Origin of the sequence: Streptococcus sp. CF10-1, assembly GCF_024295825.1 — a bacterium.
In the GTDB taxonomy this organism is placed as follows: Bacteria; Bacillota; Bacilli; order Lactobacillales; family Streptococcaceae; genus Streptococcus.
Genome location: NZ_JANCPQ010000004.1, coordinates 83,052 through 108,000, shown reverse-complemented (window position 1 = coordinate 108,000; position 24,949 = coordinate 83,052). Strand labels below are relative to the sequence as shown.

The 24,949-nt window shown below is 43.9% G+C and carries 23 protein-coding genes and 1 riboswitch; of the genes, 19 read left to right on the top strand and 4 right to left on the bottom strand.

Annotation, left to right across the window (positions count from 1 at the left end; translation table 11 throughout):
• Positions 1-75: 75 nt before the first annotated feature.
• The 12 genes from gndA to tig all read left to right on the top strand — a co-directional run bounded on the left by gndA (position 76) and on the right by tig (position 11,747).
• Positions 76-1,500, top strand: a complete 1,425-nt coding sequence (gene gndA / locus NMM25_RS06505) for an NADP-dependent phosphogluconate dehydrogenase (protein ID WP_254736317.1) — start codon at positions 76-78, stop codon at positions 1,498-1,500.
• Between the two features lie 11 nt (positions 1,501-1,511).
• Positions 1,512-2,201 carry a response regulator transcription factor gene (locus NMM25_RS06500; protein WP_000518005.1) on the top strand — a complete coding sequence of 230 codons (690 nt, stop codon included), beginning with the start codon at positions 1,512-1,514 and terminating at the stop codon, positions 2,199-2,201.
• A gap of 99 nt (positions 2,202-2,300) precedes the next feature.
• Positions 2,301-3,302, top strand: a complete 1,002-nt coding sequence (gene cbpJ / locus NMM25_RS06495; RefSeq protein ID WP_254736316.1) for a choline-binding protein CbpJ — start codon at positions 2,301-2,303, stop codon at positions 3,300-3,302.
• Between the two features lie 117 nt (positions 3,303-3,419).
• On the top strand, positions 3,420-4,298 hold the full coding sequence (gene mvk, locus NMM25_RS06490; protein ID WP_254736315.1) for a mevalonate kinase: 879 nt from the start codon (positions 3,420-3,422) through the stop codon (positions 4,296-4,298).
• Positions 4,280-5,233 carry a diphosphomevalonate decarboxylase gene (gene mvaD, locus NMM25_RS06485; RefSeq protein ID WP_095726253.1) on the top strand — a complete coding sequence of 318 codons (954 nt, stop codon included), beginning with the start codon at positions 4,280-4,282 and terminating at the stop codon, positions 5,231-5,233. Before mvk ends, mvaD begins: the two co-directional genes overlap by 19 nt.
• Positions 5,220-6,227 (top strand): phosphomevalonate kinase, encoded by a 1,008-nt coding sequence (locus NMM25_RS06480; RefSeq protein ID WP_216734121.1) that lies wholly within the window; start codon positions 5,220-5,222, stop codon positions 6,225-6,227. Before mvaD ends, NMM25_RS06480 begins: the two co-directional genes overlap by 14 nt.
• A complete protein-coding gene (gene fni, locus NMM25_RS06475; protein WP_254736314.1) occupies positions 6,211-7,212 on the top strand; it encodes a type 2 isopentenyl-diphosphate Delta-isomerase in 1,002 nt (333 codons plus the stop codon). Before NMM25_RS06480 ends, fni begins: the two co-directional genes overlap by 17 nt.
• 167 nt (positions 7,213-7,379) lie before the next feature.
• A complete protein-coding gene (gene liaF, locus NMM25_RS06470) occupies positions 7,380-8,078 on the top strand; it encodes a cell wall-active antibiotics response protein LiaF (RefSeq protein WP_254736313.1) in 699 nt (232 codons plus the stop codon).
• Entirely contained in the window at positions 8,075-9,073 is a 999-nt protein-coding gene (locus tag NMM25_RS06465) for a sensor histidine kinase (protein ID WP_254736312.1), read from the top strand. Before liaF ends, NMM25_RS06465 begins: the two co-directional genes overlap by 4 nt.
• A gap of 10 nt (positions 9,074-9,083) precedes the next feature.
• Positions 9,084-9,716 (top strand): response regulator transcription factor, encoded by a 633-nt coding sequence (locus NMM25_RS06460; RefSeq protein ID WP_254736311.1) that lies wholly within the window; start codon positions 9,084-9,086, stop codon positions 9,714-9,716.
• Positions 9,717-10,373, top strand: coding sequence for a DNA alkylation repair protein (locus NMM25_RS06455; RefSeq protein ID WP_254736310.1), 657 nt, complete (start codon positions 9,717-9,719; stop codon positions 10,371-10,373).
• A gap of 90 nt (positions 10,374-10,463) precedes the next feature.
• Positions 10,464-11,747 (top strand): trigger factor, encoded by a 1,284-nt coding sequence (gene tig / locus NMM25_RS06450; protein ID WP_000116506.1) that lies wholly within the window; start codon positions 10,464-10,466, stop codon positions 11,745-11,747.
• Between the two features lie 47 nt (positions 11,748-11,794).
• On the opposite strand, the gene NMM25_RS06445 is transcribed toward tig, so the two are convergent.
• The 3 genes from NMM25_RS06445 to rnhC all read right to left on the bottom strand — a co-directional run bounded on the left by NMM25_RS06445 (position 11,795) and on the right by rnhC (position 15,793).
• On the bottom strand, positions 11,795-14,164 hold the full coding sequence (locus NMM25_RS06445) for an ATP-dependent RecD-like DNA helicase (RefSeq protein WP_254736309.1): 2,370 nt from the start codon (positions 14,162-14,164) through the stop codon (positions 11,795-11,797).
• A 129-nt stretch (positions 14,165-14,293) separates the two neighbouring features.
• Positions 14,294-14,908 (bottom strand): signal peptidase I, encoded by a 615-nt coding sequence (lepB, locus tag NMM25_RS06440; RefSeq protein WP_001083992.1) that lies wholly within the window; start codon positions 14,906-14,908, stop codon positions 14,294-14,296.
• A gap of 3 nt (positions 14,909-14,911) precedes the next feature.
• The gene (rnhC, locus tag NMM25_RS06435; RefSeq protein ID WP_254736308.1) at positions 14,912-15,793 is read right to left on the bottom strand and encodes a ribonuclease HIII; all 882 of its coding nucleotides are present in this window, start codon (positions 15,791-15,793) and stop codon (positions 14,912-14,914) included.
• Between the two features lie 86 nt (positions 15,794-15,879).
• On the opposite strand from rnhC, the gene zapA reads away from it, so the two are divergent.
• The 7 genes from zapA (at position 15,880) to NMM25_RS06400 (ending at position 23,612) form a co-directional block, all read left to right on the top strand.
• The gene (zapA, locus tag NMM25_RS06430) at positions 15,880-16,182 is read left to right on the top strand and encodes a cell division protein ZapA (RefSeq protein WP_000002028.1); all 303 of its coding nucleotides are present in this window, start codon (positions 15,880-15,882) and stop codon (positions 16,180-16,182) included.
• Positions 16,179-16,727 (top strand): CvpA family protein, encoded by a 549-nt coding sequence (locus NMM25_RS06425; protein ID WP_000623536.1) that lies wholly within the window; start codon positions 16,179-16,181, stop codon positions 16,725-16,727. Before zapA ends, NMM25_RS06425 begins: the two co-directional genes overlap by 4 nt.
• A gap of 113 nt (positions 16,728-16,840) precedes the next feature.
• Positions 16,841-19,177 carry an endonuclease MutS2 gene (locus NMM25_RS06420; protein ID WP_254736307.1) on the top strand — a complete coding sequence of 779 codons (2,337 nt, stop codon included), beginning with the start codon at positions 16,841-16,843 and terminating at the stop codon, positions 19,175-19,177.
• Positions 19,178-19,345: 168 nt separating this feature from the next.
• A riboswitch (glycine riboswitch) is annotated at positions 19,346-19,434 on the top strand.
• An 89-nt stretch (positions 19,435-19,523) separates the two neighbouring features.
• Positions 19,524-20,846, top strand: a complete 1,323-nt coding sequence (locus NMM25_RS06415; protein ID WP_254736306.1) for a sodium:alanine symporter family protein — start codon at positions 19,524-19,526, stop codon at positions 20,844-20,846.
• A gap of 131 nt (positions 20,847-20,977) precedes the next feature.
• The gene (locus NMM25_RS06410) at positions 20,978-21,526 is read left to right on the top strand and encodes a carboxymuconolactone decarboxylase family protein (protein ID WP_000206774.1); all 549 of its coding nucleotides are present in this window, start codon (positions 20,978-20,980) and stop codon (positions 21,524-21,526) included.
• A 14-nt stretch (positions 21,527-21,540) separates the two neighbouring features.
• Positions 21,541-22,605: an acyl-CoA dehydrogenase family protein gene (locus NMM25_RS06405; RefSeq protein ID WP_254736305.1), complete on the top strand. Its 1,065-nt coding sequence runs from the start codon at positions 21,541-21,543 to the stop codon at positions 22,603-22,605.
• 107 nt (positions 22,606-22,712) lie between these two features.
• On the top strand, positions 22,713-23,612 hold the full coding sequence (locus NMM25_RS06400) for a TDT family transporter (RefSeq protein ID WP_254736304.1): 900 nt from the start codon (positions 22,713-22,715) through the stop codon (positions 23,610-23,612).
• A 23-nt stretch (positions 23,613-23,635) separates the two neighbouring features.
• On the opposite strand, the gene serS is transcribed toward NMM25_RS06400, so the two are convergent.
• A complete protein-coding gene (serS, locus tag NMM25_RS06395) occupies positions 23,636-24,910 on the bottom strand; it encodes a serine--tRNA ligase (RefSeq protein ID WP_254736303.1) in 1,275 nt (424 codons plus the stop codon).
• Positions 24,911-24,949: the final 39 nt, after the last annotated feature.

The window sequence follows — 24,949 nt, the reverse complement described above, 5'->3', positions numbered from 1 at the left end:
GACTCCGTTACAAAATTCTTTCCTTTCATAGGTAAAAATGATAAAATAAAACATATTAAACAAGAGGAGTGTCACATGACAAAAGCTAACTTTGGTGTCGTTGGTATGGCCGTAATGGGTCGTAACCTTGCCCTAAATATCGAATCTCGTGGTTATACAGTTGCCATTTACAACCGTAGTAAAGAAAAAACAGAAGACGTAATTGCTTGCCATCCTGAAAAGAACTTTGTGCCAAGCTATGACGTGGAAAGCTTTGTAAACTCAATCGAAAAACCTCGTCGTATCATGCTGATGGTTCAAGCTGGACCTGGTACAGACGCAACTATCCAAGCTCTTCTTCCCCACCTTGACAAGGGTGATATCTTGATCGATGGAGGAAACACTTTCTACAAAGATACTATCCGTCGTAATGAAGAACTAGCAAACTCAGGTATCAACTTTATCGGTACAGGGGTTTCTGGTGGTGAAAAAGGTGCCCTTGAAGGTCCTTCTATCATGCCAGGTGGACAAAAAGAAGCCTACGAATTGGTTGCTGATGTTCTTGAAGAAATCTCAGCTAAAGCACCAGAAGATGGCAAACCATGTGTGACTTACATCGGTCCTGATGGAGCTGGTCACTATGTGAAAATGGTCCACAACGGTATCGAGTATGGTGACATGCAATTGATCGCAGAAAGCTATGACCTCATGCAACACTTGCTTGGCCTTTCTGCAGAAGACATGGCTGAAATCTTTACTGAGTGGAACAAGGGTGAATTGGACAGCTACTTGATCGAAATCACAGCTGATATCTTGAGCCGTAAAGATGATGAAGGTCAAGATGGCCCAATCGTAGACTATATCCTTGATGCTGCAGGAAACAAGGGAACTGGTAAATGGACTAGCCAATCATCACTTGACCTTGGTGTGCCATTGTCACTCATCACTGAGTCAGTATTTGCCCGTTACATCTCTACTTACAAAGAAGAGCGTGTACATGCTAGCAAGGTCCTTCCAAAACCAGCTGTCTTCAAGTTTGAAGGAGACAAGGCTGAGTTGATCGAAAAGATCCGTCAAGCCCTTTACTTCTCAAAAATCATCTCATACGCACAAGGTTTTGCTCAATTGCGTGTGGCTTCTAAAGAAAATAACTGGAACTTGCCATTTGCGGACATCGCATCTATCTGGCGTGATGGCTGTATCATCCGTTCTCGTTTCTTGCAAAAGATCACAGATGCCTACAACCGTGATGCAGACCTTGCAAACCTTCTCTTGGATGAATACTTCTTGGATGTCACTGCCAAGTACCAACAAGCAGTGCGTGATATCGTAGCTCTTGCTGTTCAAGCTGGTGTACCAGTACCAACCTTCTCAGCAGCTATTACTTACTTTGATAGCTACCGTTCAGCTGACCTTCCTGCTAACTTGATCCAAGCGCAACGTGACTACTTTGGTGCCCACACTTACCAACGTAAAGACAAAGAAGGAACATTCCACTACTCTTGGTATGACGAAAAATAAGTAGGTCTGCCATGGGGAAACGGATTTTATTACTTGAGAAAGAACGAAATCTCGCTCATTTTCTCAGTCTGGAACTCCAAAAAGAGCAATACCGTGTTGATCTGGTCGAGGAGGGGCAAAAAGCCCTCTCCATGGCTCTCCAGACAGATTATGACTTGATTTTACTGAATGCTCGTCTGGGGGATATGACGGCCCAGGATTTTGCAGAGAGGCTGAGTCGGACAAAACCTGCCTCAGTGATCATGGTCTTGGACCATCGCGAAGAATTGCAAGACCAGATTGAGACAATCCAGCGCTTCGCCGTTTCTTACATCTATAAGCCAGTGATTATTGATCAGCTGGTGGCTCGTATTTCAGCGATTTTCCGAGGTCGGGACTTTATCGACCAACATTGTAGTCAGATGAAGGTCCCAACGTCTTACCGCAATTTGCGTATGGATGTAGAACATCATACCGTTTATCGTGGCGAGGAGATGATTGCTCTGACGCGCCGTGAGTATGACCTTTTGGCCACTCTCATGGGAAGCAAGAAGGTCTTGACTCGTGAGCAGTTGTTGGAAAGTGTTTGGAAGTACGAAAGTGCGACAGAAACCAATATCGTGGATGTTTATATCCGTTATCTACGTAGCAAGCTTGATGTAAAAGGTCAAAAAAGCTACATTAAAACCGTGCGTGGTGTTGGTTACACCATGCAAGAATAGAAAAGCAGTTGCAGTTGTGTAACTGCTTTTTTTGAGAAGTTTCTATATATTGACATACAATAAAGTCTTTGCTACAATCAGTTATGGAGGAAAGATCTAATGAAAAAATTTAAAATAATGATGCAAGTTGGACTGACAGTCTTTTTCTTTGCTTTGTTAGCGACAAGCACCGTCTTTGCGGATGATGTTGATTCAGAAGGCTGGCAATTTGTCCAAGAAAATGGTAGAACCTACTACAAGAAGGGTGACATCAAAGAAACGGACTGGCGAGTGATTGATGGCAAGACCTATTATTTTGATTATAATGGTGAAATGGTTGTTGGTTGGCAATATATTCCAATGCCAGTTAAAGGATATACAATTGGTCCTTACCCAAATGGTATCAGATTAGAAGGTTCCCCAATGCCAGAATGGTACTACTTTGACAAAAATGGAGTGCTACAAGAGTTTGTTGGTTGGAAAGCATTAGAGGTTAAAACTAAAGACAGTGTTGGAAGAAAGTATGGGGAAAAACGTACAAACCCAGAAGATAAAGAAGAGAAGAGTTTTTACACGAACTATTACTTTAATCAAGATCATTCTTTAGAGACAGGTTGGCTTTATGACCAGTCTAATTGGTATTATTTAGCTAAAACGGAAATTAATGGAGAAAACTATATTGGTGGTGAAAGACGTGCAGGTTGGATAAACGATGATTCAACTTGGTATTATCTCGATGCAACAACTGGCATTATGCAAACTGGTTGGAAGCAAATTGGCAATAAGTGGTACTACCTCCGTTCATCAGGAGCTATGACAACTGGCTGGTATCAGGAAGGCTCAACTTGGTACTATTTAGATGCTGAAAATGGCGATATGAAAACAGGCTGGCAATATCTTGGTAACAAGTGGTACTACCTTCGTTCATCAGGAGCAATGGCGACTGGCTGGTATCAGGAAGGTTCGACTTGGTATTATCTACATGCAAGTAATGGCGATATGAAGACTGGCTGGTTCCAGGTTAATGGTAACTGGTACTATGCTTACAGCTCAGGTGCTTTGGCAGTGAATACGGCCGTAGATGGTTATTTTGTCAACTATAATGGCGAATGGGTCCAATAATGAAAGAGGCGATTGTGAAGGAAACAATCGCTTTTTTTGTGAAAATATAATAAAATAGATAGGAGAAAATACTACTGTATGAAATGAGACGGTCTTTCCGTCTGGTTAAAGGAAAACATGACAAAAAAAGTTGGTGTCGGTCAGGCACATAGTAAGATTATTTTAATAGGGGAGCACGCTGTCGTTTACGGTTATCCTGCCATTTCCTTGCCTCTCTTAGAGGTGGAGGTGACTTGTAAGGTAGTCCCTGCTGAAAGCCCGTGGCGTCTTTATGAGGAGGATACCTTGTCCATGGCGGTGTATGCCTCGTTAGAATATTTAGAGATTAAAGAGGCCTGCATTCGCTGTGTGATTGACTCTGCTATCCCTGAAAAACGGGGAATGGGTTCGTCAGCGGCTATCAGCATAGCAGCCATTCGTGCGGTATTTGACTACTATCAAGCCGACTTGCCTCATCATGTATTGGAAATCCTGGTCAATCGGGCTGAAATGATTGCCCATATGAATCCAAGCGGTTTGGATGCCAAGACCTGTCTCAGTGACCAGCCTATTCGCTTTATCAAGAATGTTGGTTTTACAGAACTTGAGATGAACCTATCTGCCTATTTGGTGATTGCTGATACGGGCGTGTATGGTCACACTCGTGAAGCCATCCAAGTAGTTCAAAGTAAGGGCAAGGATGCCCTACCATTTTTGCATGCCTTGGGAGAATTGACCCAGCAGGCAGAAGATGCGATTAGAAGAAAAGATGCTGAGGGACTGGGACAAATCCTCAGTCAAGCGCATTTACATTTAAAAGAAATTGGTGTTAGTAGCCCTGAGGCAGACTCCCTCGTTGAAACGGCTCTGAGCCATGGTGCTCTAGGTGCCAAGATGAGTGGTGGTGGACTTGGGGGCTGTATTATCGCCTTGGTAGCTAATCTGGACCAAGCGCAAGAACTAGCAAAACGATTAGAAGAGAAAGGAGCTGTTCAGACATGGATCGAAAGCCTGTAACAGTACGTTCCTACGCAAATATTGCCATTATCAAATATTGGGGAAAGAAAAAAGAAAAAGAGATGGTTCCTGCTACTAGCAGTATCTCTCTGACTTTGGAAAACATGTACACAGAGACGACCTTGTCGCCTCTACCGACGGATGCGACTGCTGATGCCTTTTATATCAATGGTCAGCTTCAGAGTGAGGCTGAGCATGCCAAGATGAGCAAAATCATCAACCGTTACCGTCCAGAAGGTGAGGGATTTGTCCGTATCGATACCCAAAACAACATGCCGACTGCGGCTGGCTTGTCATCCAGTTCTAGTGGTTTGTCCGCCTTGGTCAAGGCATGCAATGCTTATTTCCAGCTTGGTTTGAATCGGAGTCAGTTGGCACAGGAGGCTAAGTTTGCTTCTGGTTCTTCCTCTCGTAGTTTTTATGGGCCACTCGGTGCCTGGGACAAGGATAGTGGGGAGATTTACCCTGTAGAGACAGACTTGAGACTAGCTATGATCATGTTGGTGCTAGAGGACAAGAAAAAACCAATTTCTAGCCGTGATGGGATGAAACTCTGTGTGGAAACCTCGACGACCTTTGATGACTGGGTACGCCAGTCTGAGAAGGACTATCAGGATATGCTGCTTTATCTCAAGGAAAATGACTTTGCCAAGGTTGGGGAATTAACGGAGAAAAATGCCCTTGCTATGCACGCTACGACCAAAACAGCATCGCCAGCCTTTTCATATCTGACGGATGCTTCCTATGAAGCCATGGACTTTGTTCGCCAGCTTCGTGAGCAAGGGGAAGCCTGCTACTTTACCATGGATGCTGGTCCCAATGTCAAGGTCCTCTGTCAGGAGAAAGACTTGGAGCATTTATCAGAAATCTTCGGTCAACGTTACCGCTTGATTGTGTCAAAAACAAAGGATTTGAGTCAAGATGATTGCTGTTAAAACGTGCGGAAAACTCTATTGGGCAGGTGAATATGCTATTCTAGAGCCAGGGCAGTTGGCCTTGATAAAGGCCATCCCCATCTATATGAAGGCTGAGATTGCTTTTTCTGACAGCTACCGTATCTACTCAGATCTGTTTGATTTCGCAGTGGACTTGACGCCAAATCTTGACTACAGCTTGATTCAAGAAACGATTGCTTTGATGGGGGACTTCCTCGCCAATCGTGGGCAAGCCTTGCGACCTTTTTCCTTGGAAATTCGTGGAAAAATGGAACGGGAAGGCAAAAAGTTTGGTCTGGGTTCGAGTGGTAGCGTCGTTGTCTTGGTGATCAAGGCCCTGCTGGCTCTATATGATATTACGGTTGATCCGGAACTCTTGTTCAAGCTGGCAAGCGCGGTCTTGCTCAAGCGAGGCGACAATGGTTCTATGGGAGACCTTGCCTGTATTGTTGCAGAGGATTTGGTTCTCTACCAGTCTTTTGATCGAAAGAAGATAGCTGCTTGGTTGGAAGAAGAAAGCTTGGCAACAGTTTTGGAGCGTGCTTGGGGCTTTTCTATCTTACAAGTAAAACCAGGTCTAGAATGTGATTTCCTAGTTGGATGGACCAAGGAAGTAGCTGTGTCTAGTGACATGGTCAAGCAAATCAAGCAAAACATCAATCAGAATTTTTTAACTTCCTCAGAAGCAACGGTGGTTGCTTTGGTAGAAGCCCTGGAACAGGGGAATGCAGAAAAAATTATCGAGCAGCTGGAAACAGCCAGTCAGCTTTTAGAAGGTTTGAGCCCAGATATTTACACACCTTCGCTGAGACAGTTGAAAGAAGCCGGTCAAGATTTGCAGGCTGTTGCCAAGAGTAGCGGTGCTGGTGGTGGTGACTGTGGCATTGCCTTGAGTTTTGATGTGCAATCAACTGAAACCATAAAAAATCGCTGGGCCGATCTGGGGATTGAGCTCTTATACCAAGAAAGGATAGGACATGACGACAAATCGTAAGGACGAGCACATCCGCTATGCCCTTGAGCAGAAAAGTTCCTATAATAGCTTTGATGAGGTGGAGTTGATTCATTCTTCCCTGCCTCTTTATGACCTGGATGAGATTGATTTGTCTACAGAGTTTGCAGGTCGAAAGTGGGACTTTCCTTTTTATATCAATGCCATGACAGGTGGGAGCGAAAAAGGTAAAGAAATCAATCAAAAACTAGCTCAGGTGGCAGAAGCCTGTGGGATTTTGTTTGTAACGGGTTCTTATAGCGCAGCACTTAAGGATCCAACAGACGACTCTTTTTCTGTCAAATCTAGCCATCCAAAGCTCCTCCTTGGAACCAATATTGGCTTGGACAAGCCTGTTGAGTTAGGACTTCAGACTGTAGAAGAGATGAATCCTCTTCTCCTTCAAGTGCATGTTAATGTCATGCAGGAATTGCTCATGCCCGAGGGAGAAAGAAAGTTTCGAAGCTGGCAATCGCATCTAGCAGATTATAGCAATCGCATCCCCGTCCCCATCATTTTAAAGGAAGTCGGTTTTGGCATGGATGCCAAGACCATCGAGAGAGCCTATGAACTGGGTGTTCGAACGGTTGACCTATCGGGTCGTGGTGGTACTAGCTTTGCCTATATCGAAAATCGTCGCAGTGGCCAGCGTGATTACCTCAATCAATGGGGCCAGTCCACCATGCAAGCCCTCCTCAATGCCCAAGACTGGAAAGACAAGGTCGAACTTTTGGTTAGCGGAGGGGTTCGAAATCCTCTTGATATGATTAAGTGCTTGGTCTTTGGTGCCAAGGCTGTAGGATTGTCACGTACCGTTCTGGAATTGGTTGAAACCTACTCCGTCGAAGAGGTGATTGGTATTGTCCAAGGCTGGAAAGAAGATCTACGCTTGATCATGTGTGCCCTTAATTGTGCCACCATAGCGGATCTGCAAAACGTAGACTATATTCTTTATGGTAAACTAAAAGAAGCTAAAGATCAGATGTAGAGAGGTCGGGACAAGAATTCCGCCCTTTTTTTGTATCTCTTTGTCAACCGTAGTGGGCTGATGAAACCTAGCTTGTAGGAGCTATTTCTGTCCCATCGCCTTTTTCCATCCTCAGACCGAGGTGACTTTTTTGAATTGTGATAAAATAGAAGGGAGAGGATGCATCTATGAAAAAATTTCAAATCTTTTTATTTATTGAAGCCTGTCTGTTGACGGGAGCTCTGATTTTGATGGTATCAGAGCATTTTTCGCGTTTTCTGCTGATTCTATTCCTCTTTTTGCTTTTGCTTCGTTATTATACAGGTAAAGAGGGCAACAACGTTTTCCTCCTTGTGGCGACTATTCTTTTCTTTTTTATCGTCATGCTCAATCCCTTTGTGATTTTAGCCATCTTTGTAGCGGTGATCTATAGTCTCTTTCTACTCTATCCGATGATGAATCAAGAAAGAGAGGAGACCGACTTGGTCTTTGAAGAGGTGGTGACGGTTAAAAATGAACGCAATCCTTGGTTTGGCAATCTCCATCATTTCTCTAGTCACCAGACCTGCCAGTTTGACGATATCAATCTCTTTCGCCTCATGGGTAAGGACACCATTCATTTAGAAAGAGTTATCCTAACCAATCATGACAATGTCATTATCCTTAGAAAAATGGTGGGAACGACTAGAATTATCGTACCTGTAGATGTGGAAATTAGTCTCAGTGTCAACTGCCTCTATGGAGATTTAACTTTCCTCCATCAACTCAAGCGAGCCCTTCGTAATGAACACTATCATCAGGAAACCAGAGACTATCTTAAGAGTAACAAGAGCGTCAAGATTTTCCTAACTACTATGGTTGGAGATGTGGAGGTGGTCAGAGGATGAAAAAGCAATCCTATCTATTAATCGGGCTTACTTCTCTCCTTTTTATCCTCTTTTTGACCAATAGTCTACTTGATATTTTAAATCTTGATTGGTCCTATTTGCTACAAGATATTGAGAAAACAGAGAAACTCATCTTCTTGATCTTGGTCTTTAGCCTTTCCATGACCTTCTTTTTTGTCCTCTTTCGGCGCGTGATGGAAGAAATTTCACGCAGAAAAATGCAGATTAATCTCAAGCGACTGCTAGCAGGAAAAGAGGTGGTTTCTTTTGCAGATCCAGACTTGGATGCCAGTTTCAAGTCCTTGTCTGGCAAGCTCAACCTCTTGACAGAGGCTGTTCAAAAGGCTGAAAATCAAGGCCTAGTTAAGGAAGAAACAATCATCGAGAAAGAACGGAAGCGGATAGCACGTGACTTGCACGATACGGTTAGTCAGGAGTTGTTTGCGGCCCATATGATTTTATCAGGTGTCAGTCAGCAGGCTTTGAAGCTGGATAGAGAAAAGATGCAGACCCAGTTGCAAAGTGTCGCAGCCATCCTCGAAACAGCCCAGAAAGATCTACGGGTCTTGCTCTTGCATTTGCGACCAGTTGAGTTGGAAGACAAGAGTCTGGTTGAGGGGATTCAAATCCTCTTAAAAGAGCTTGAGGACAAGAGCGATCTCAAGGTAAGCCTCAAGCAAAATGTGTCTAAATTGCCTAAGAAAATCGAAGAACATATCTTCCGCATTTTGCAGGAATTGATCAGCAATACCCTCCGCCATGCTCTGGCATCTTGCTTAGATGTCTACCTCTATCAGACAGATGTTGAATTGCAGCTGAAGGTGGTGGACAATGGGATTGGCTTCCAGTTAGGGAGTTTAGACGACTTGAGTTATGGACTGAGAAATATTAAGGAGCGGGTCGAAGATATGGCTGGAACGGTTCAACTCTTGACAGCTCCAAAGCAAGGACTGGCGGTTGATATCCGTATTCCCCTGCTAGACAAGGAATCATAAAGGAGTAGAGATGAAAATTTTACTGGTAGATGACCATGAAATGGTCCGATTAGGCTTGAAAAGCTATTTTGACCTTCAAGACGATGTAGAAGTTGTGGGCGAGGCGGCCAATGGGGCTCAAGGTATTGAGTTGGCCTTGGAACTGCGCCCAGATGTCATTGTCATGGATATTGTCATGCCTGAGATGAATGGGATTGATGCAACCTTAGCCATCCTCAAAGAATGGCCTGAAGCCAAGATTTTGATTGTAACTTCTTACTTGGACAATGAAAAAATCATGCCAGTTTTGAATGCAGGAGCCAAAGGTTATATGCTCAAGACTTCTAGTGCAGACGAACTGCTTCATGCCGTTCGTAAGGTGGATGCTGGCGAGTTGGCCATTGAGCAAGAGGTCAGCAAGAAGGTCGAATACCACCGCAATCATATGGAACTTCATGAGGATCTGACTGCGCGTGAGCGAGACGTGCTTCAACTCATCGCCAAGGGCTACGAAAATCAGCGCATCGCAGATGAACTCTTTATCTCTCTCAAGACGGTCAAGACCCACGTGTCCAACATCCTTGCCAAACTTGAAGTCAGCGATCGTACCCAGGCTGCAGTCTATGCCTTTCAGCACCACTTGGTCGGGCAGGAGGACTTTTAGATGAGTATTGCAGATATACTTGAGGAGCTAGAAGCAGCAAAAGACCCTGATAAAGCAGACCCAATGGAAGCCTATATGCGCCATCAATTTCCCTTTCTAGGTATTGCAGGTCCTGAAAGAAATGCCCTTTATAAAAAATACTTTCCAAGTGCGAAAAAAACAAAGCTCATCGATTGGGATTTTGTAGACACTTGCTGGGGAAAGGATGCTAGAGAATACCAATATGTAGCTGCAAACTATTTGAAAGCTATGCAGTCTTATCTAACGAAAGATGATTTGCCTAAGCTTGAGCGTCTGGTCGTGACAAAGTCTTGGTGGGACACGGTAGATATCCTAGACCGAGTAGTAGGAAGTTTGGTAGCCGACCATCCGAAACTTGAAGATGTGCTTTTAAAATGGAGCCTCTCAGACAATATCTGGTTGAGGCGAGTCGCTATTGACCACCAGTTGTTAAGAAAAGAAAAAACAAATGTCCAACTGATGGAAAAGATCCTGGTCAACAATCTGGACCAGACAGAATTTTTTATCAACAAAGCCATCGGCTGGGCTCTAAGAGACTACTCTAAAACCAATCCCGAATGGGTAGCACGTTTTATTGAAAAAAATCAGAAAAGAATGGCTGAACTTAGTATTAAGGAAGCGAGCAAGTACCTATAGCACTATTGAAAAGCGCATTCATTACTTGAAAAAAGTCGCTATTATATGGTATAATGGACTGTATTAAAAATTTTAAGGAGAAATGACAGAATGTCTGTATCATTTGAAAACAAAGAAACAAACCGTGGTGTCTTGACTTTCACTATCTCTCAAGACCAAATCAAACCAGAATTGGACCGTGTATTTAACTCAGTAAAGAAAACTCTTAACGTTCCTGGTTTCCGTAAAGGTCACCTTCCACGCCCTATCTTCGACCAAAAATTTGGTGAAGAAGCTCTTTATCAAGATGCAATGAACGCTCTTTTGCCAAATGCTTATGAAGCTGCAGTAAAAGAAGCTGGTCTTGAAGTCGTTGCGCAACCAAAAATTGATGTAACTTCAATGGAAAAAGGTCAAGACTGGGTTATCACTGCTGAAGTCGTGACAAAACCTGAAGTAAAATTGGGTGACTACAAAAACCTTGAAGTATCAGTTGATGTAGAAAAAGAAGTAACTGACGCTGACGTTGAAGAACGTATCGAACGCGAACGCAACAACTTGGCTGAATTGGTTATCAAAGAAGGCGCTGCTGAAAATGGCGACACTGTTGTGATTGACTTCGTTGGTTCTATCGACGGTGTTGAATTTGACGGTGGGAAAGGTGAAAACTTCTCACTTGGACTTGGATCAGGTCAATTCATCCCTGGTTTCGAAGACCAATTGGTAGGTCACTCAGCTGGTGAAACTGTTGACGTTGTTGTAACATTCCCAGAAGACTACCAAGCAGAAGACCTTGCAGGTAAAGAAGCTAAATTCGTGACAACTATCCACGAAGTAAAAGCAAAAGAAGTTCCAGCTCTTGACGATGAACTTGCAAAAGATATCGACGAAGAAGTGGAAACTCTTGACGAATTGAAAGAAAAATACCGCAAAGAATTGACTGCTGCGAAAGAAGAAGCATACAAAGACGCCGTTGAAGGCGCAGCAATTGATAAAGCTGTAGAAAACGCTGAAATCGTAGAACTTCCAGAAGAAATGATCCACGAAGAAGTTCACCGCTCAGTAAATGAATTCCTTGGAAACTTGCAACGCCAAGGTATCAACCCTGACATGTACTTCCAAATCACTGGAACTACTCAAGAAGACCTTCACAAACAATACGAAGCAGAAGCTGAGTCACGTACGAAGACTAACCTTGTCATCGAAGCAGTTGCCAAAGCTGAAGGATTTGATGCTTCAGAAGAAGAAATCCAAAAAGAAATCGAGCAATTGGCAGCAGACTACAACATGGAAGTTGCACAAGTACAAAACTTGCTTTCAGCTGACATGTTGAAACACGATATCACTATCAAAAAAGCTGTTGAATTGATTACAAGCACTGCAACAGTTAAATAATCTTAAAAGAGAAAAAGCCCACCTGACTAGGTGGGCTTTCTGCTTGTCTATTTTCCAAAAATCTCTTTTAAGTCTGCATCTGTAATCCCGATCATGGCTGGGATGCTAGACCAGTTTTCTTCGGTGAGGATGTAGGATTGTTCAGAGTCACTTGCTGTGGCAGTTTCAGAGAAGGTTTGTTTACTTTCTTCAATATTATTTTCAATTAAATCACTGAAGCGTTCAATCAGATAGGTCTTGCGAGCAGTTCCGATATGCTTAACTGCATAGTCAAAGGCCTGTAATTCACCAAGAAGGATGAGCTTGCTCTTGGCCCGTGTGATAGCTGTGTAGATGAGATTTCGCTCTAGCATGCGCTTGCTAGCATTGGTGATGGGCAGGATGACAACAGGAAACTCACTTCCCTGAGACTTATGGATGCTCATGGCATAGGCTAGTCGAATCTTGTACCATTCGTTACGTGGGTAGATGACTTCATTTCCATCAAAATCAATGACAATCTCGTCTTGTTTGGACTCGGTGTATTTTCCAGGAATCAGGTCTGTGATGTAGCCTAGGTCTCCATTAAAGACATTGACTTCAGCGTCGTTGACTAGGTGAATAACCTTGTCCCCCGTTCGATAGTGACACTGAGTTGCTTCAAAGCTAACTTGCCCCTTTTGCTGAGGATTGAGCAGGTCTTGCATGAGTTGGTTGATGGCATCAATACCAGCAGTTCCTCGATACATAGGTGCTAGCACCTGAATATCGCGAGCCGGAATGCCACTTCTGAGGGCAGCACCAAGAATTTTCTCAATGGTAGCTGGTATATAGCCATTAGCGATTTCAAAGTAGGAGCGGTCAGCTTTTTTCTGGGTAAAGTCGGCTGGCAAGATGCCTTGTCGAATCTGACTAGCCAAGGTGACGATAGTTGATTCTTCACTCTGACGGTAAATCCGTTCCAAGCGCGTCTGAGGTATCAGGGGTATCTGGAGCAGGTCTGCAAGGACTTGTCCAGGACTGACAGAAGGCAACTGGTCACTATCCCCCACGATGAGAATTTTGCTGTTAGAAGAGATATTGGAGAAGAGTTGGTTGGCTAACCAAGTGTCCACCATAGAAAACTCATCCACGATGATGAAGTCGGCATCCAGATAATCTTCCAGATGATTGGTATCATCGTCTCCCGTCATCCCCAAATGACGGTGTATAGTAGCGCTAGGCAAACCTGTTAATTCATTCATGCGCCGAGCCGCTCGACCAGTTGGTGCAGCAAGAAGGATAGGCAGGTTGCTTTTTTTCCTGAGATCAAGCCCTTCTAAAAGGGCATAAACAGCGATAATTCCATTGATAACAGTCGTCTTACCAGTACCAGGTCCACCTGTTAGGATAAAGACCTTGTTCTGGATAGCGTCGCAGATAGCCTGTTTTTGGATGGTATCGTACTGAATCCCCAGTTCTTGCTCGACAGTAGAGATATGCTTTTGAATGGTTTCCAGATCCTGGCTTTTCTGCTTTCCTTTTTCGAGGATACGAACCAAGTGATTGCGAATGCCTTCTTCAGCGAAAAAGAGGCTGTTATCAAAGATTTTGGTATCAATCTGCTGAACCTTGTCTTCTTCAATCAGATGAGATAATTCCTGAGCTACTTGGCTGGGATCGAGTTCCACGGGACGGGAAGACTCGAGGAGAGTCAGCGTTTGTTCCAGCAAATCTCGGGCTTCCATATAGGTATCGCCTGTATCCATACATCCCTGAAAGAGACTATGGACAAGGCCAGCACGGAAGCGCTCGGGAGCTTGACTTTCGATGCCTAGTTCTGCAGCTAATTGGTCAGCAATGGTAAAGCCCAAACCCTTGATATCTTCGACCAGTTGGTAGGGGTAGTTTTCGACAATATCCAGCGTTTCTTCCTTGTAAAAGTCTTGAATCTGAAAAGCTAGTTTATTGGGAATGCCGTAGTTAGCTAGTTTAGCTAAGACCATCTCCGTTCCGTAGTTAAGACGAAGAGTGGAAACAAAAGCCTCACGGTTTTTGGCAGAGAGTCCTGAGATACTTTCTAGCTTTTCAGGGTGTTCCAGAATTTCGTCAATGGTATTTTCACCATAGCTATCAACGATTTTTTGGGCCGTTTTGAGACCAATTCCCTTGAAATGACTGCTAGAAAAGTACTTGACAAGGCCCTTGCTAGTTGGTTTTGCGCGTTCATAACGGCTGATCTGAAGCTGTTCCCCATACTTGGAGTGCTGAACGATTTGCCCCCAAAAAGTGTAGTCTTCCCCTTCAATCACGTCCGCCATGGTTCCTGTAACGATGATTTCAAAATCGTCAAAGTCCTCCGCGTCCGTATCTTCGATATCTAGGAGGAGAATGCGATAAAAATTACTGGGATTTTCAAAAATAATTCGTTCAATGGTGCCTGAAAAATAAACTTCCATAGGTTTCCTTTACATGAGTTCGTGAGAGTTGTACCCTTAGCTTCTTTCAACAAGCTAGGAGACTAAAAGGTCTGCTTCTCGCAATAGAAAAAGAGGCTGAGACTTAGCATTCTCGGCCTCTTCCTTATCTTAAAAAGTTCCGATACGGTTAAGTGGCCAGAAACGGAATTTTGCTTCGCCTTTGATATCGCTGGCCTTGAAGGTACCGACATGGCGGCTGTCGCTAGAGACTAGACGATCGTCACCAAGGAGAAGGTACTCACCTTGAGGGACAGTAAAGCTGAAGCTGGTATTGGAATTGACATCAACTGTAAAAGCCTGTGCCTTTTGAGCAAGTTCTCTAAAGTAAACTCCCTTATTGCCTTCAAATCCTTTGCCAGTATAGGTGTTTTGCAACTTTTCTGTTTTGAACAAGTTGAGATATTCAGCTAGGTAAGGTTCATTCGTTTCTTCACCGTTGATAAAGAGTTTGTCATTTTCGTAGCGGATGGTATCACCAGGCATGCCGATGACCCTTTTGACAATGTCTTTATTTCCGTCTTCCTCGTGCGCAACCACGATATCGAAGCGGTCAATTGGGAGGTGTTTAACAACGAAGAGAACTTCTCCGTCAGCTAGGGTAGGGTCCATAGAGTGTCCTTCCACACGGACATTGCTCCAAAGAAAGATACGGCTAAGACCGACCAGTGCGATAATCAGGAAGAAAACTCCCCATTCTTTTAGAAATGTTTTAAACGAATTCATAATTTACCTTTCTAGAAGTGCTTTGGCTTTTTCAGTGTTTTTAAAATGCAGTTTGGCGCAGAAATGAAGCCCCTTCATACCATAGGCTTGCAGGATTTTACTAGCAACCTTATCAGATGCAGTTCCAGCGCCACTTGGCAGTTGATAGCCTAGTTCTCGTCCAAGATTCTCCAAGTTTTCGAGGAAGAGATCCCGCGCAATGATGGAGCTAACCGCAACAGCCAGGTATTTGCCCTCGGCTTTTTCTTCTAAGCTAATTATGTTTGGAAAACGGTTGGCTTCTTGCGCCAAGTACTTGCCATAGTTTTTAGGACTTGTAAAAGCATCAATCACGATTTTTTCTGGCTGGACTCCTTTTTGGAGCAGGAGAAAGATAGCCTGATTGTGAAGGGCAACTTTTACAGAAACAGCATTGTAACGCTCTCCGATAACTTCGTTGTACTTGCTCGGTGAAAGGAGGAGCGCTTGGTGCTGGATTTTTTCCTTGAGAATAGGAGCAATCTGACGAATCTTTTGGTCTGTCAGGGTTTTTGAATCCCCCACACCGAGTTCTCGCAAGAAGTCGTGCTGGTCCGGTGTCACAAAGGAAGCTACGACAGCAAGCCCACCAAAGTAGGAACCATTTCCCACCTCATCAGTCCCAATCATAGGAAAATCTTGTCCACTGTTTTCTTGTTGAACTTGGTAGCCAAAGAAACTGGCGTATTGCTCAGCAGCTTCGCCTTGCAGGAGGACTTTTCCAGAAGTATAGATGGAAACTGTTGCCTGAGGCATTCTAAAAAAATAGCGAATATAAGGATTTTTACTAGGACTGAGAGCCTTCTGATACTGACTTAAAAAGCTCTGAATTTCCTGTTCACTTGGTGTGAGTGTGATACTTGCCATAGTCTCTATTGTACCACAAAAGCAGGAGAATTGGTAAAAACTGACAAAGTTAGCGAAATTTGGTATAATATCGTGAGGTGAATTTTATGGCAAATCTAAATCGATATAAGTTTACATTCGGGAAAAAGACATTAACCTTGACAACCGAGCATGACAACCTCTTTATGGAGGAAATTGCCAAGGTTGCGACTGAAAAATACCAAGCAATTAAAGAACAAATGCCTGGGGCGGATGATGAAACCATTGCGCTTCTTTTGGCGGTCAACTGTCTGTCTACACAACTCAATCGTGAAATTGAATTTGATGACAAGGAGCAAGAGTTGTTAGAACTCCGCCACAAGTTAATTGCTGTCAAACAAGAACAGAGCAAGATTGAGGATTCCCTATGATTTCAATCCTACTCTTATTGGTTCTTGCTTGGGGCTTTTACATCGGCTACCGTAGAGGTTTGGTCCTGCAAGTTTATTATTTCCTCGTTGCAGTGATTTCAGCCTTTGTTGCGGGACAGTTTTATAAATCACTGGGCGACCATTTCCACTTGCTTGTCCCTTATGCCAATCCTCAGGAAGGACAGGGCACCTTTTTCTTCCCTTCAGACCAGCTGTTTCACCTAGACAAGGTCTTTTATGCAGGCCTAGCCTACCTTTTAGTTTTCGGAATTTGTTATAGTATCGGACGTTTTATCGGTTTGTTCCTGCACTTGATTCCAACTAAAAAGCTCGATGTCAAATGGTTGCGTATCGGATCAGGCATTTTGTCTCTATTGGTAACCTTATTTGTCTTGCAAATGGCTCTGACCATCCTTGCAACGGTGCCTCTGGCAGTCATTCAAAATTCACTCGAAAAAAGTACAGTAGCCAAACACATCATCCAAAGTGTCCCTTTTACGACAAACCTTATCAAACAACTCTGGGTGACAAATTTAATCGGATAAAAAGGGCGGGATTTTTCCTAGCCCTTTGTTTACAGATTGGACGACTAGGGTCAGGTAAAGTACAAAAACCTCTAGGCACTACAATCTTGTAAACAAGCATACAAGGAAAGAATATGAATACAAAAATACTAGAAACCTTAGAATTTAATAAAATCAAAGCCTTGTTTGAACCGCATCTTTTGACAGAACAAGGGCTAGAGGAGCTAAAAGGCTTGGCCCCAACTGCCAAGGTGGATAAGATCAAGCAAGCCTTTACAGAGATGGAGGAAATGCAAGCTCTATTTGTGGAGCAACCTCACTTTACCATCCTAGCGACGCGTGAGATATCAGCTGTTTGCAAGCGTCTGGAGATGGGAGCGGACCTCAACATTGAGGAGTTCTTGCTTCTCAAACGAGTCTTGCTTGCTAGCAGAGAGTTGCAAAGTTTTTATGCCAATCTTGAAAATGTACGCTTGGAGCAGTTGGCGAGATGGTTTGAAAAACTACATGATTTTCCACACTTGCAAGGGAGTCTTCAAGCTCTAAATGATGCAGGATTTATCGAAAATTTCGCCAGTGAAGAGCTAGCACGCATCCGTCGGAAAATCCATGATAGCGAAAGTCAAGTTCGAGATGTCTTGCAAGGCTTACTCAAGCAAAAAGCGCAGATGTTGACGGAAGGCATAATCGCTAGCCGAAATGGCCGTCAAGTCTTACCAGTCAAGAACACCTATCGTAACAAGATTGCAGGTGTTGTCCACGACATCTCTGCTAGTGGAAACACGGTCTATATCGAGCCACGTGAGGTGGTCAAGCTGAGCGAAGAAATCGCTAGTCTGCGAGCAGACGAACGCTATGAGATGATTTGTATCCTGCAGGAGCTCTCAGAACGGGTCCGCCCTCATGCTGCAGAGATTGCTAATGACGCTTGGATCATCGGCCATCTGGATCTGATTCGTGCCAAGGTACGTTTCATCCAAGAAAGACAAGCAGTCGTTCCTCAACTTTCAGAGAACCAAGAGATTCAGCTTCTTCATGTTCGCCATCCTTTGGTCAAAAATGCTGTCGCGAACGATATACACTTTGGTAAGGAATTAACGGCTATTGTCATTACAGGTCCCAATACTGGTGGGAAGACCATCATGCTCAAAACCCTGGGCTTGACTCAACTCATGGCCCAGTCAGGCTTGCCCATTTTAGCTGATAAAGGAAGCCGTGTTGGTATTTTCGAAGAAATCTTCGCAGATATCGGGGATGAGCAGTCTATCGAACAAAGCTTGTCTACTTTCTCCAGCCACATGACCAATATCGTAGATATTCTTGGCAAGGTCAACCAACATTCACTCTTACTCTTGGATGAGTTGGGGGCTGGTACAGATCCTCAAGAGGGAGCCGCCCTTGCTATGGCTATTCTGGAGGATCTTCGTCTACGTCAGGTCAAGACCATGGCGACGACCCACTATCCAGAACTCAAGGCTTATGGTATCGAGACAGCTTTTGTGCAAAATGCCAGCATGGAGTTTGATACAGCCAGCTTGCGTCCGACCTATCGCTTTATGCAGGGAGTTCCTGGCCGAAGCAATGCCTTTGAAATTGCCAAACGCCTAGGACTGTCAGATGTCATCGTAGGAGATGCCAGCCAGCAGGTCAATCAAGATAATGATGTCAATCGCATCATTGAACAATTAGAAGAGCAAACGCTTGAAAGCCGTAAACGCTTGGACAATATCCGTGAGGTGGAGCAAGAAAACCTCAAGATGAACCGAGCACTCAAAAAACTCTATAACGAACTCAATCGTGAAAAGGAAACTGAGCTCAACAAGGCGCGTGAACAGGCTGCCGAGATTGTGGAACTTGCTCTAAGTGAAAGTGACCAGATTCTCAAGAACCTTCACAGTAAGTCTCAACTCAAACCCCATGAAATCATTGAAGCCAAGGCTAAACTGAAAAAACTGGCTCCTGAAAAAGTCGACTTGTCTAAAAATAAGGTCCTTCAAAAGGCCAAGAAAAAACGAGCTCCAAAGGTGGGAGATGACATTGTGGTCCTCAGTTATGGTCAACGTGGAACCTTGACCAATCAGCTTAAGGACGGCCGTTGGGAAGCCCAAGTTGGCTTGATCAAGATGACCTTGGAGGAGAAAGAATTTGACCTTGTTCAGGCCCAACAAGAAGCCCCAGTCAAGAAAAAACAAGTCAATGTCGTCAAACGTGCTTCTGGTCGTGGTCCGCAAGCCAGACTGGATCTCCGAGGCAAACGGTACGAAGAGGCCATGAATGAGCTGGACGCCTTTATCGACCAAGCCCTGCTTAATAACATGGCGCAGGTAGACATTATCCACGGTATCGGTACGGGAGTCATCCGTGAGGGCGTCACCAAATACCTGCAAAAAAACAAACATGTCAAGAGTTTCGGCTATGCTCCACAAAATGCTGGAGGCAGTGGCGCCACCATTGTGACCTTTAAAGGATAGAGAGAAGAAGGATTCGCTCTTTCTGAAAAAAGAAATGAAAAGTCAAAAAGTTTCATAGAATATATTGACAAAGGCTAACTTTTCTTGTAGAATAATAAAAAATAAAATACCAACACCGAATGAAGTTTAATAGAAGTGGAGAAAGGTTTGTTTTCCATGACTGTAAATGGACGGAACTCTGGAGAGACCGTAAAGGCACCGAAGGGGCAAGGCAGGTAACTGCTCAAACTCTCAGGTAAAAGGACAGAGCTAGGATAGACCGCTTTTTGGCATTTATCTAAGCATTCCAGAGTACATGTATCTTGCATGTGCTCTTTCTTTTGGGGTTGAAAGATAGGAGAAGGATATGTTAGAATTGCTAAAAGCGCTTGATGCTTTCGTTTGGGGGCCTCCCCTCTTGATCTTATTGGTCGGAACGGGTATCTATTTGACCATCCGACTAGGCCTTTTGCAGGTGGCTCGTCTCCCTAAGGCCTTTCAGCTGATCTTTACCAAGGATAAGGGGCACGGCGATGTGTCGAGCTTTGCTGCTCTCTGTACGGCTCTAGCAGCCACCGTTGGTACGGGAAATATCATCGGGGTCGCAACAGCCATTAAGGTTGGAGGACCAGGGGCCCTCTTTTGGATGTGGATGGCAGCCTTCTTTGGGATGGCGACCAAGTATGCCGAAGGCTTGCTAGCCATTAAATATCGCACAAAGGATGCAAATGGAGCTGTAGCTGGAGGACCCATGCATTACATTCTTTTGGGGATGGGAGAAAAGTGGCGTCCACTTGCTATCTTCTTTGCCCTAGCTGGTGTATTGGTGGCTCTTCTAGGGATTGGTACCTTTACCCAAGTCAATTCGATTACAGAATCCATTCAAAATACAGCCCAAGTTGATCCAGCTATCACAGCTCTTATTTTATCCATTTTGGTGGGTGTTGCCGTCTTTGGTGGCCTCAAGTCCATATCAAAAGTTTCGACAGCAGTGGTTCCTTTTATGGCTATTGTCTATATTTTAGGAACTCTTACAGTTATTCTCTTTAATATCGAGAAAATCCCAGCTACACTTGCTCTCATCTTTACTTCAGCCTTTAGCCCAGCTGCTGCGATAGGTGGTTTTGCAGGTGCCAGCATTCGGATGGCTATCCAAAATGGTGTGGCGCGAGGAGTCTTCTCTAACGAATCTGGTCTTGGTTCTGCTCCCATTGCAGCGGCTGCGGCTAAGACAAATGAACCTGTCGAGCAAGGCTTGATTTCCATGACAGGAACCTTTATTGATACCCTCATTATCTGTACGTTGACTGGTTTAACAATCTTGGTAACTGGTGTTTGGAGTGGTGATTTGAATGGAGTTGCCTTGACCCAGTCAGCCTTTTCAACAGTTTTTTCACACTTTGGACCTGCTCTTTTGACCATCTTCCTTGTGCTCTTTGCCTTTACGACGATCCTCGGATGGAACTATTACGGAGAGCGCTGTTTTGAGTTTCTCTTTGGTGTTCGTTTTATCTGGCTCTATCGTGTAGTCTTTGTAGTCATGGTCTTGTTGGGAGGATTTATCGAGTTGGATATGGTTTGGATTATCGCAGATATCGTCAATGCCTTGATGGCATTGCCTAACTTGATTGCCCTCTTAGTCTTGTCGCCAGTCGTTATTTCCGAAACCAGAAAGTATTTTAAACACTAACCCAATCACACTTTTCGTGTGATTTTTTTCATTTCATAGACATTTCCTATCAAGGCGATTGAAAATATATATTATCCAAGGGGGAAATTCTATGATAGACTAAATGACAATAAAATGAAAAGAGGTTTCTTATGACAACATTTACCATCCACACAGTGGAATCAGCACCAGCAGAAGTGAAAGAAGTTCTTGAAACAGTACAAAAAGATAACAATGGCTATATTCCCAACCTAATCGGTCTCTTGGCCAACGCTCCTACCGCGCTTGAAGCCTACCGAACTGTCGGAGCCATCAACCGTCGCAATAGCCTGACACCAGTGGAACGCGAAGTAGTGCAAATCACAGCTGCCGTAACCAATGGTTGTGCTTTCTGCGTCGCAGGTCACACAGCCTTTTCAATCAAACAAATCCAGATGAATGATGATCTGCTTCAAGCCCTTCGTAATCGTACTCCAATCGAGACAGATCCAAAACTAGATACTCTAGCTAAGTTTACCTTGGCGGTCATCAATACCAAAGGGCGTGTAGGAGATGAAGCCTTGGCTGAATTTTTGGAAGCTGGCTACACGCAACAAAATGCCTTGGACGTGGTTCTCGGTGTTAGTCTTGCCAGCCTCTGCAACTATGCCAACAACCTAGCCAATACGCCTATTAACCCAGAATTACAACCTTATGCATAAAAGGAAGGAAGAGTATGGGATTTTTTTCTGAAGAGTTTTTGAGCTGGTTAGACCAGCATGCTGATGAAATTGATAAACAGTCTTGTGAGGCTGGAGAGCAACTGATTGAAAGGATTGCAGCAGAAGGGGCTTTTCGTATAGGTGTTCCAGAATCTCTCGGCGGTTCAGGCGGAAGTGATCAAGATGTCATTGATATTCTTGCAGAGCTCGCTCAACATTCCTTGACGGCATCCTTTATTTCTTGGGGACAACGCACCCTAATTGACAATATTCTCCATTCAGAGAATTCCTATTTGAAAGAAAACTATCTGGAAAAACTCTTGTCTGGTGAATATGCAGGCGCTACCGCCCTATCTAATGCGGTCAAGTATTTATCTGATTTAGAAGAGCTGAATGTTTATATCGTCGAAGAAAATGGGCAATTTTATCTAAAAGGGCGACTGCCATGGGTAACCAATGCCCGTAGAAATCGTTTCTTGACCATTTTTGTAGCAGGTTTTTCTGATGATCCAAGTACAAGTTATGTGGTGACTGTGCCATCGGACGCAGAGAATTTTAGTCGCTCGGAAGACTTAGAATTTGTTTCTCTTCAGGGAGGAAACACGGCTGCTTTGACCTTTAATCGGGTTCCTTTAAAAGAAGAGTGGATTCTATCCAAGAATGCTAAAGAATTTTTAACTCAAAATCGTCCCGCATTTTTAGGTTACCAATTTGGTTTGGCTTTTGGTTTAGCTGAACGCTCTCTATCAGAAGTAGAAAAAGAATTGGGGAAACGAAGTGTATTAACAGATGAATGGCAATATCAGGTAGAGCAGTTAGATGCTATTCGGCAAACTCTTTATCAGGGATTGTCTGACCGGTCTTATTTCGTTCCCAATCCGCGTGAACTCTTTCAGTTAAGAATAGACATTGTGGATGTGGTTGCTCAAAGTCTTCTATTAGAGTTACAAGCTGGTGGAGGTAGAGGCTACTTTAGCAAATCAACATCTGGTTTTATTCGTCGTTGGAATGAAGGAGCATTTCTTCCGATTGTTTCTCCAAGCGCTGTTCAGTTGCGCCATATCTTAGCAACGAGTTAAAAAATAGTAGAATAAAAACGAAGTTTGAATATCCAACTTCGTTTTTTAAGTCCTCATTTAAGCGCTTTTATGCTATACTAATAATAACATGATTATTGGAGGCTCGGATGAAAAAGCTCCCCTTGGTATTTTCTGGCTGTTTATTAGGTCTAGCAGGTGCAGGAAATCTGATTGCAGATACTTGGCTAGTTCTGTCGCATTTATTGAGTCTGACTGGTCTAGTGTTGTGGATTTTCTTTCTTGTTGTTCATCTTTTTAATTGGGAAGAAACCAAGAAAGAATTGACCAGGCCCCCTCTTTTATCTGGGATGGCCACTTTTCCTATGGCTGGGATGATTTTATCGACCTATGTCTTTCGCGTATTCCCTGCTCTTCCTATAGTAGCACAAGGGATCTGGTGGTTTTCATTTCTCTTGGATTTGGCTTTGATTGCTACTTTTACCATCAAATTTGCCTGTCCAGGTCGGAGGGTCAATGCGACTCCTAGCTGGACGGTACTCTATGTGGGGATAGCAGTAGCAGCCTTGACCTATCCTCTTGTCGGTATCATTGAAATTGCCTATGCGACCTTGAGTTTTGGTTTTGTCTTGACCTTCTATCTCTATCCCCTTATTTATAGTGACTTAAAGAAAGATCCACTCCCAGTGGCCTTGCTTGGACAGGAAGGAATATACTGTGCTCCCTTTTCCCTACTCTTGGCTTCTCTAGTTCGAGTTGGAGGAGCAAGCCTACCGACTTGGCTCTTGATTATCATGATTTTGGCATCTCAATCCTTCTTTTTCTTTGTTTTAACTCGCCTGCCCCATATTTTAAAGCGAGGCTTTCAACCAGCCTTCTCAGCCCTCACTTTTCCAACCATTATCACAGCTACTTCGCTCAAGATGGCTCAGGGAATTTTGAAACTTCCATTTCTGGATTATCTGGTATTGGCTGAAACCGTTATTTGCCTAACTATTTTATTCTTTGTCTTGGGTGCTTATCTGATTTGGTTACGAAAAAAGGTCTAGCTAGAAATAGCTAGGCCTTATTTTTATGGTTTGATAACTTCAGCCCCACCCATATATGGACGAAGAGCTTCTGGAATGGTTACAGAACCATCTGCGTTTTGATAGTTTTCAAGAATGGCAGCCACTGTACGTCCAACTGCAAGTCCAGAACCATTCAAAGTGTGAAGGAGTTTCACCTTGCCATCGACTTCATCACGGTAACGGATTTGGGCACGACGGGCTTGGAAATCTTCTGTATTTGAACAGCTTGAGATTTCACGGTAGGTATTTTGGGCTGGAATCCAAACTTCCAAGTCGTAAGTCTTAGCAGCTGAGAAGCCCATGTCTCCAGTAGAGAGTGCAACGACACGGTACGGAAGGTTGAGTTTTTGAAGGATGTTTTCAGCGTTGGCTGTCATTTTTTCTAATTCTTCATAAGATTCTTCTGGTTTGGCAAATTTGACCATTTCAACCTTGTGGAATTGGTGTAGACGAATCAAGCCACGTGTATCACGGCCGGCAGAACCAGCCTCAGAACGGAATGAAGGACTCATAGCAGTGAAGTAGATTGGTAGGTCTTTACCGTCAAGGATTTCATCACGGTAGTAGTTTGTAAGAGGCACTTCAGCTGTAGGAATGAGGACATAATTAGTGTCTTTCAATTCAAAAGTGTCTTCCTTGAATTTTGGATATTGACCAGTACCAAACATTGAGTCATGGTTAACCATGTATGGTGTGATGACTTCGGTATAGCCCTCTTTACCATGCTCATCCAACATGAAGTTGTAGATAGCCCGTTCCAAACGAGCCCCAAGTCCTTTATAGAAGAGGAAACGAGCGCCCGTTACCTTACCACCGCGTTCCCAGTCAAGGATACCCAAGTCTTCACCAAGATCCCAGTGAGCTTTTGGTTCGAAGTCAAACTCGCGTGGGCTACCCCAACGGCGGACTTCCACATTGTCATCTTCATCAGCCCCAACAGGAACACTGTCAGCTGGGATGTTTGGAAGAGTAGTGGTAAATTCTGTTAATTTAGCATCGATTTCTGCCAATTCAGCATCCAAGGCTTTGACTTCAGCAGATAGGGTTTGCATTGCAGCAATCTTGTCATCGGCATTTTCCTTGTTGCGCTTGGCTTGGGCAATCTCAGCAGAAACTGTGTTACGTTCTGCTTTTAGAGTTTCAACCTTGACCAAGACGTCACGACGTTTAGCATCGATTTCTTTCATCTCATTTAAGATAGCAGCATCTACACCACGTGTAGCTAATTTTTCAGCGACAGCATCAAAATCTGTGCGAATACGTTTAATATCTAACATAAGAACTCCTTTATGAAAAAAGCACACCTGACAAAGCGT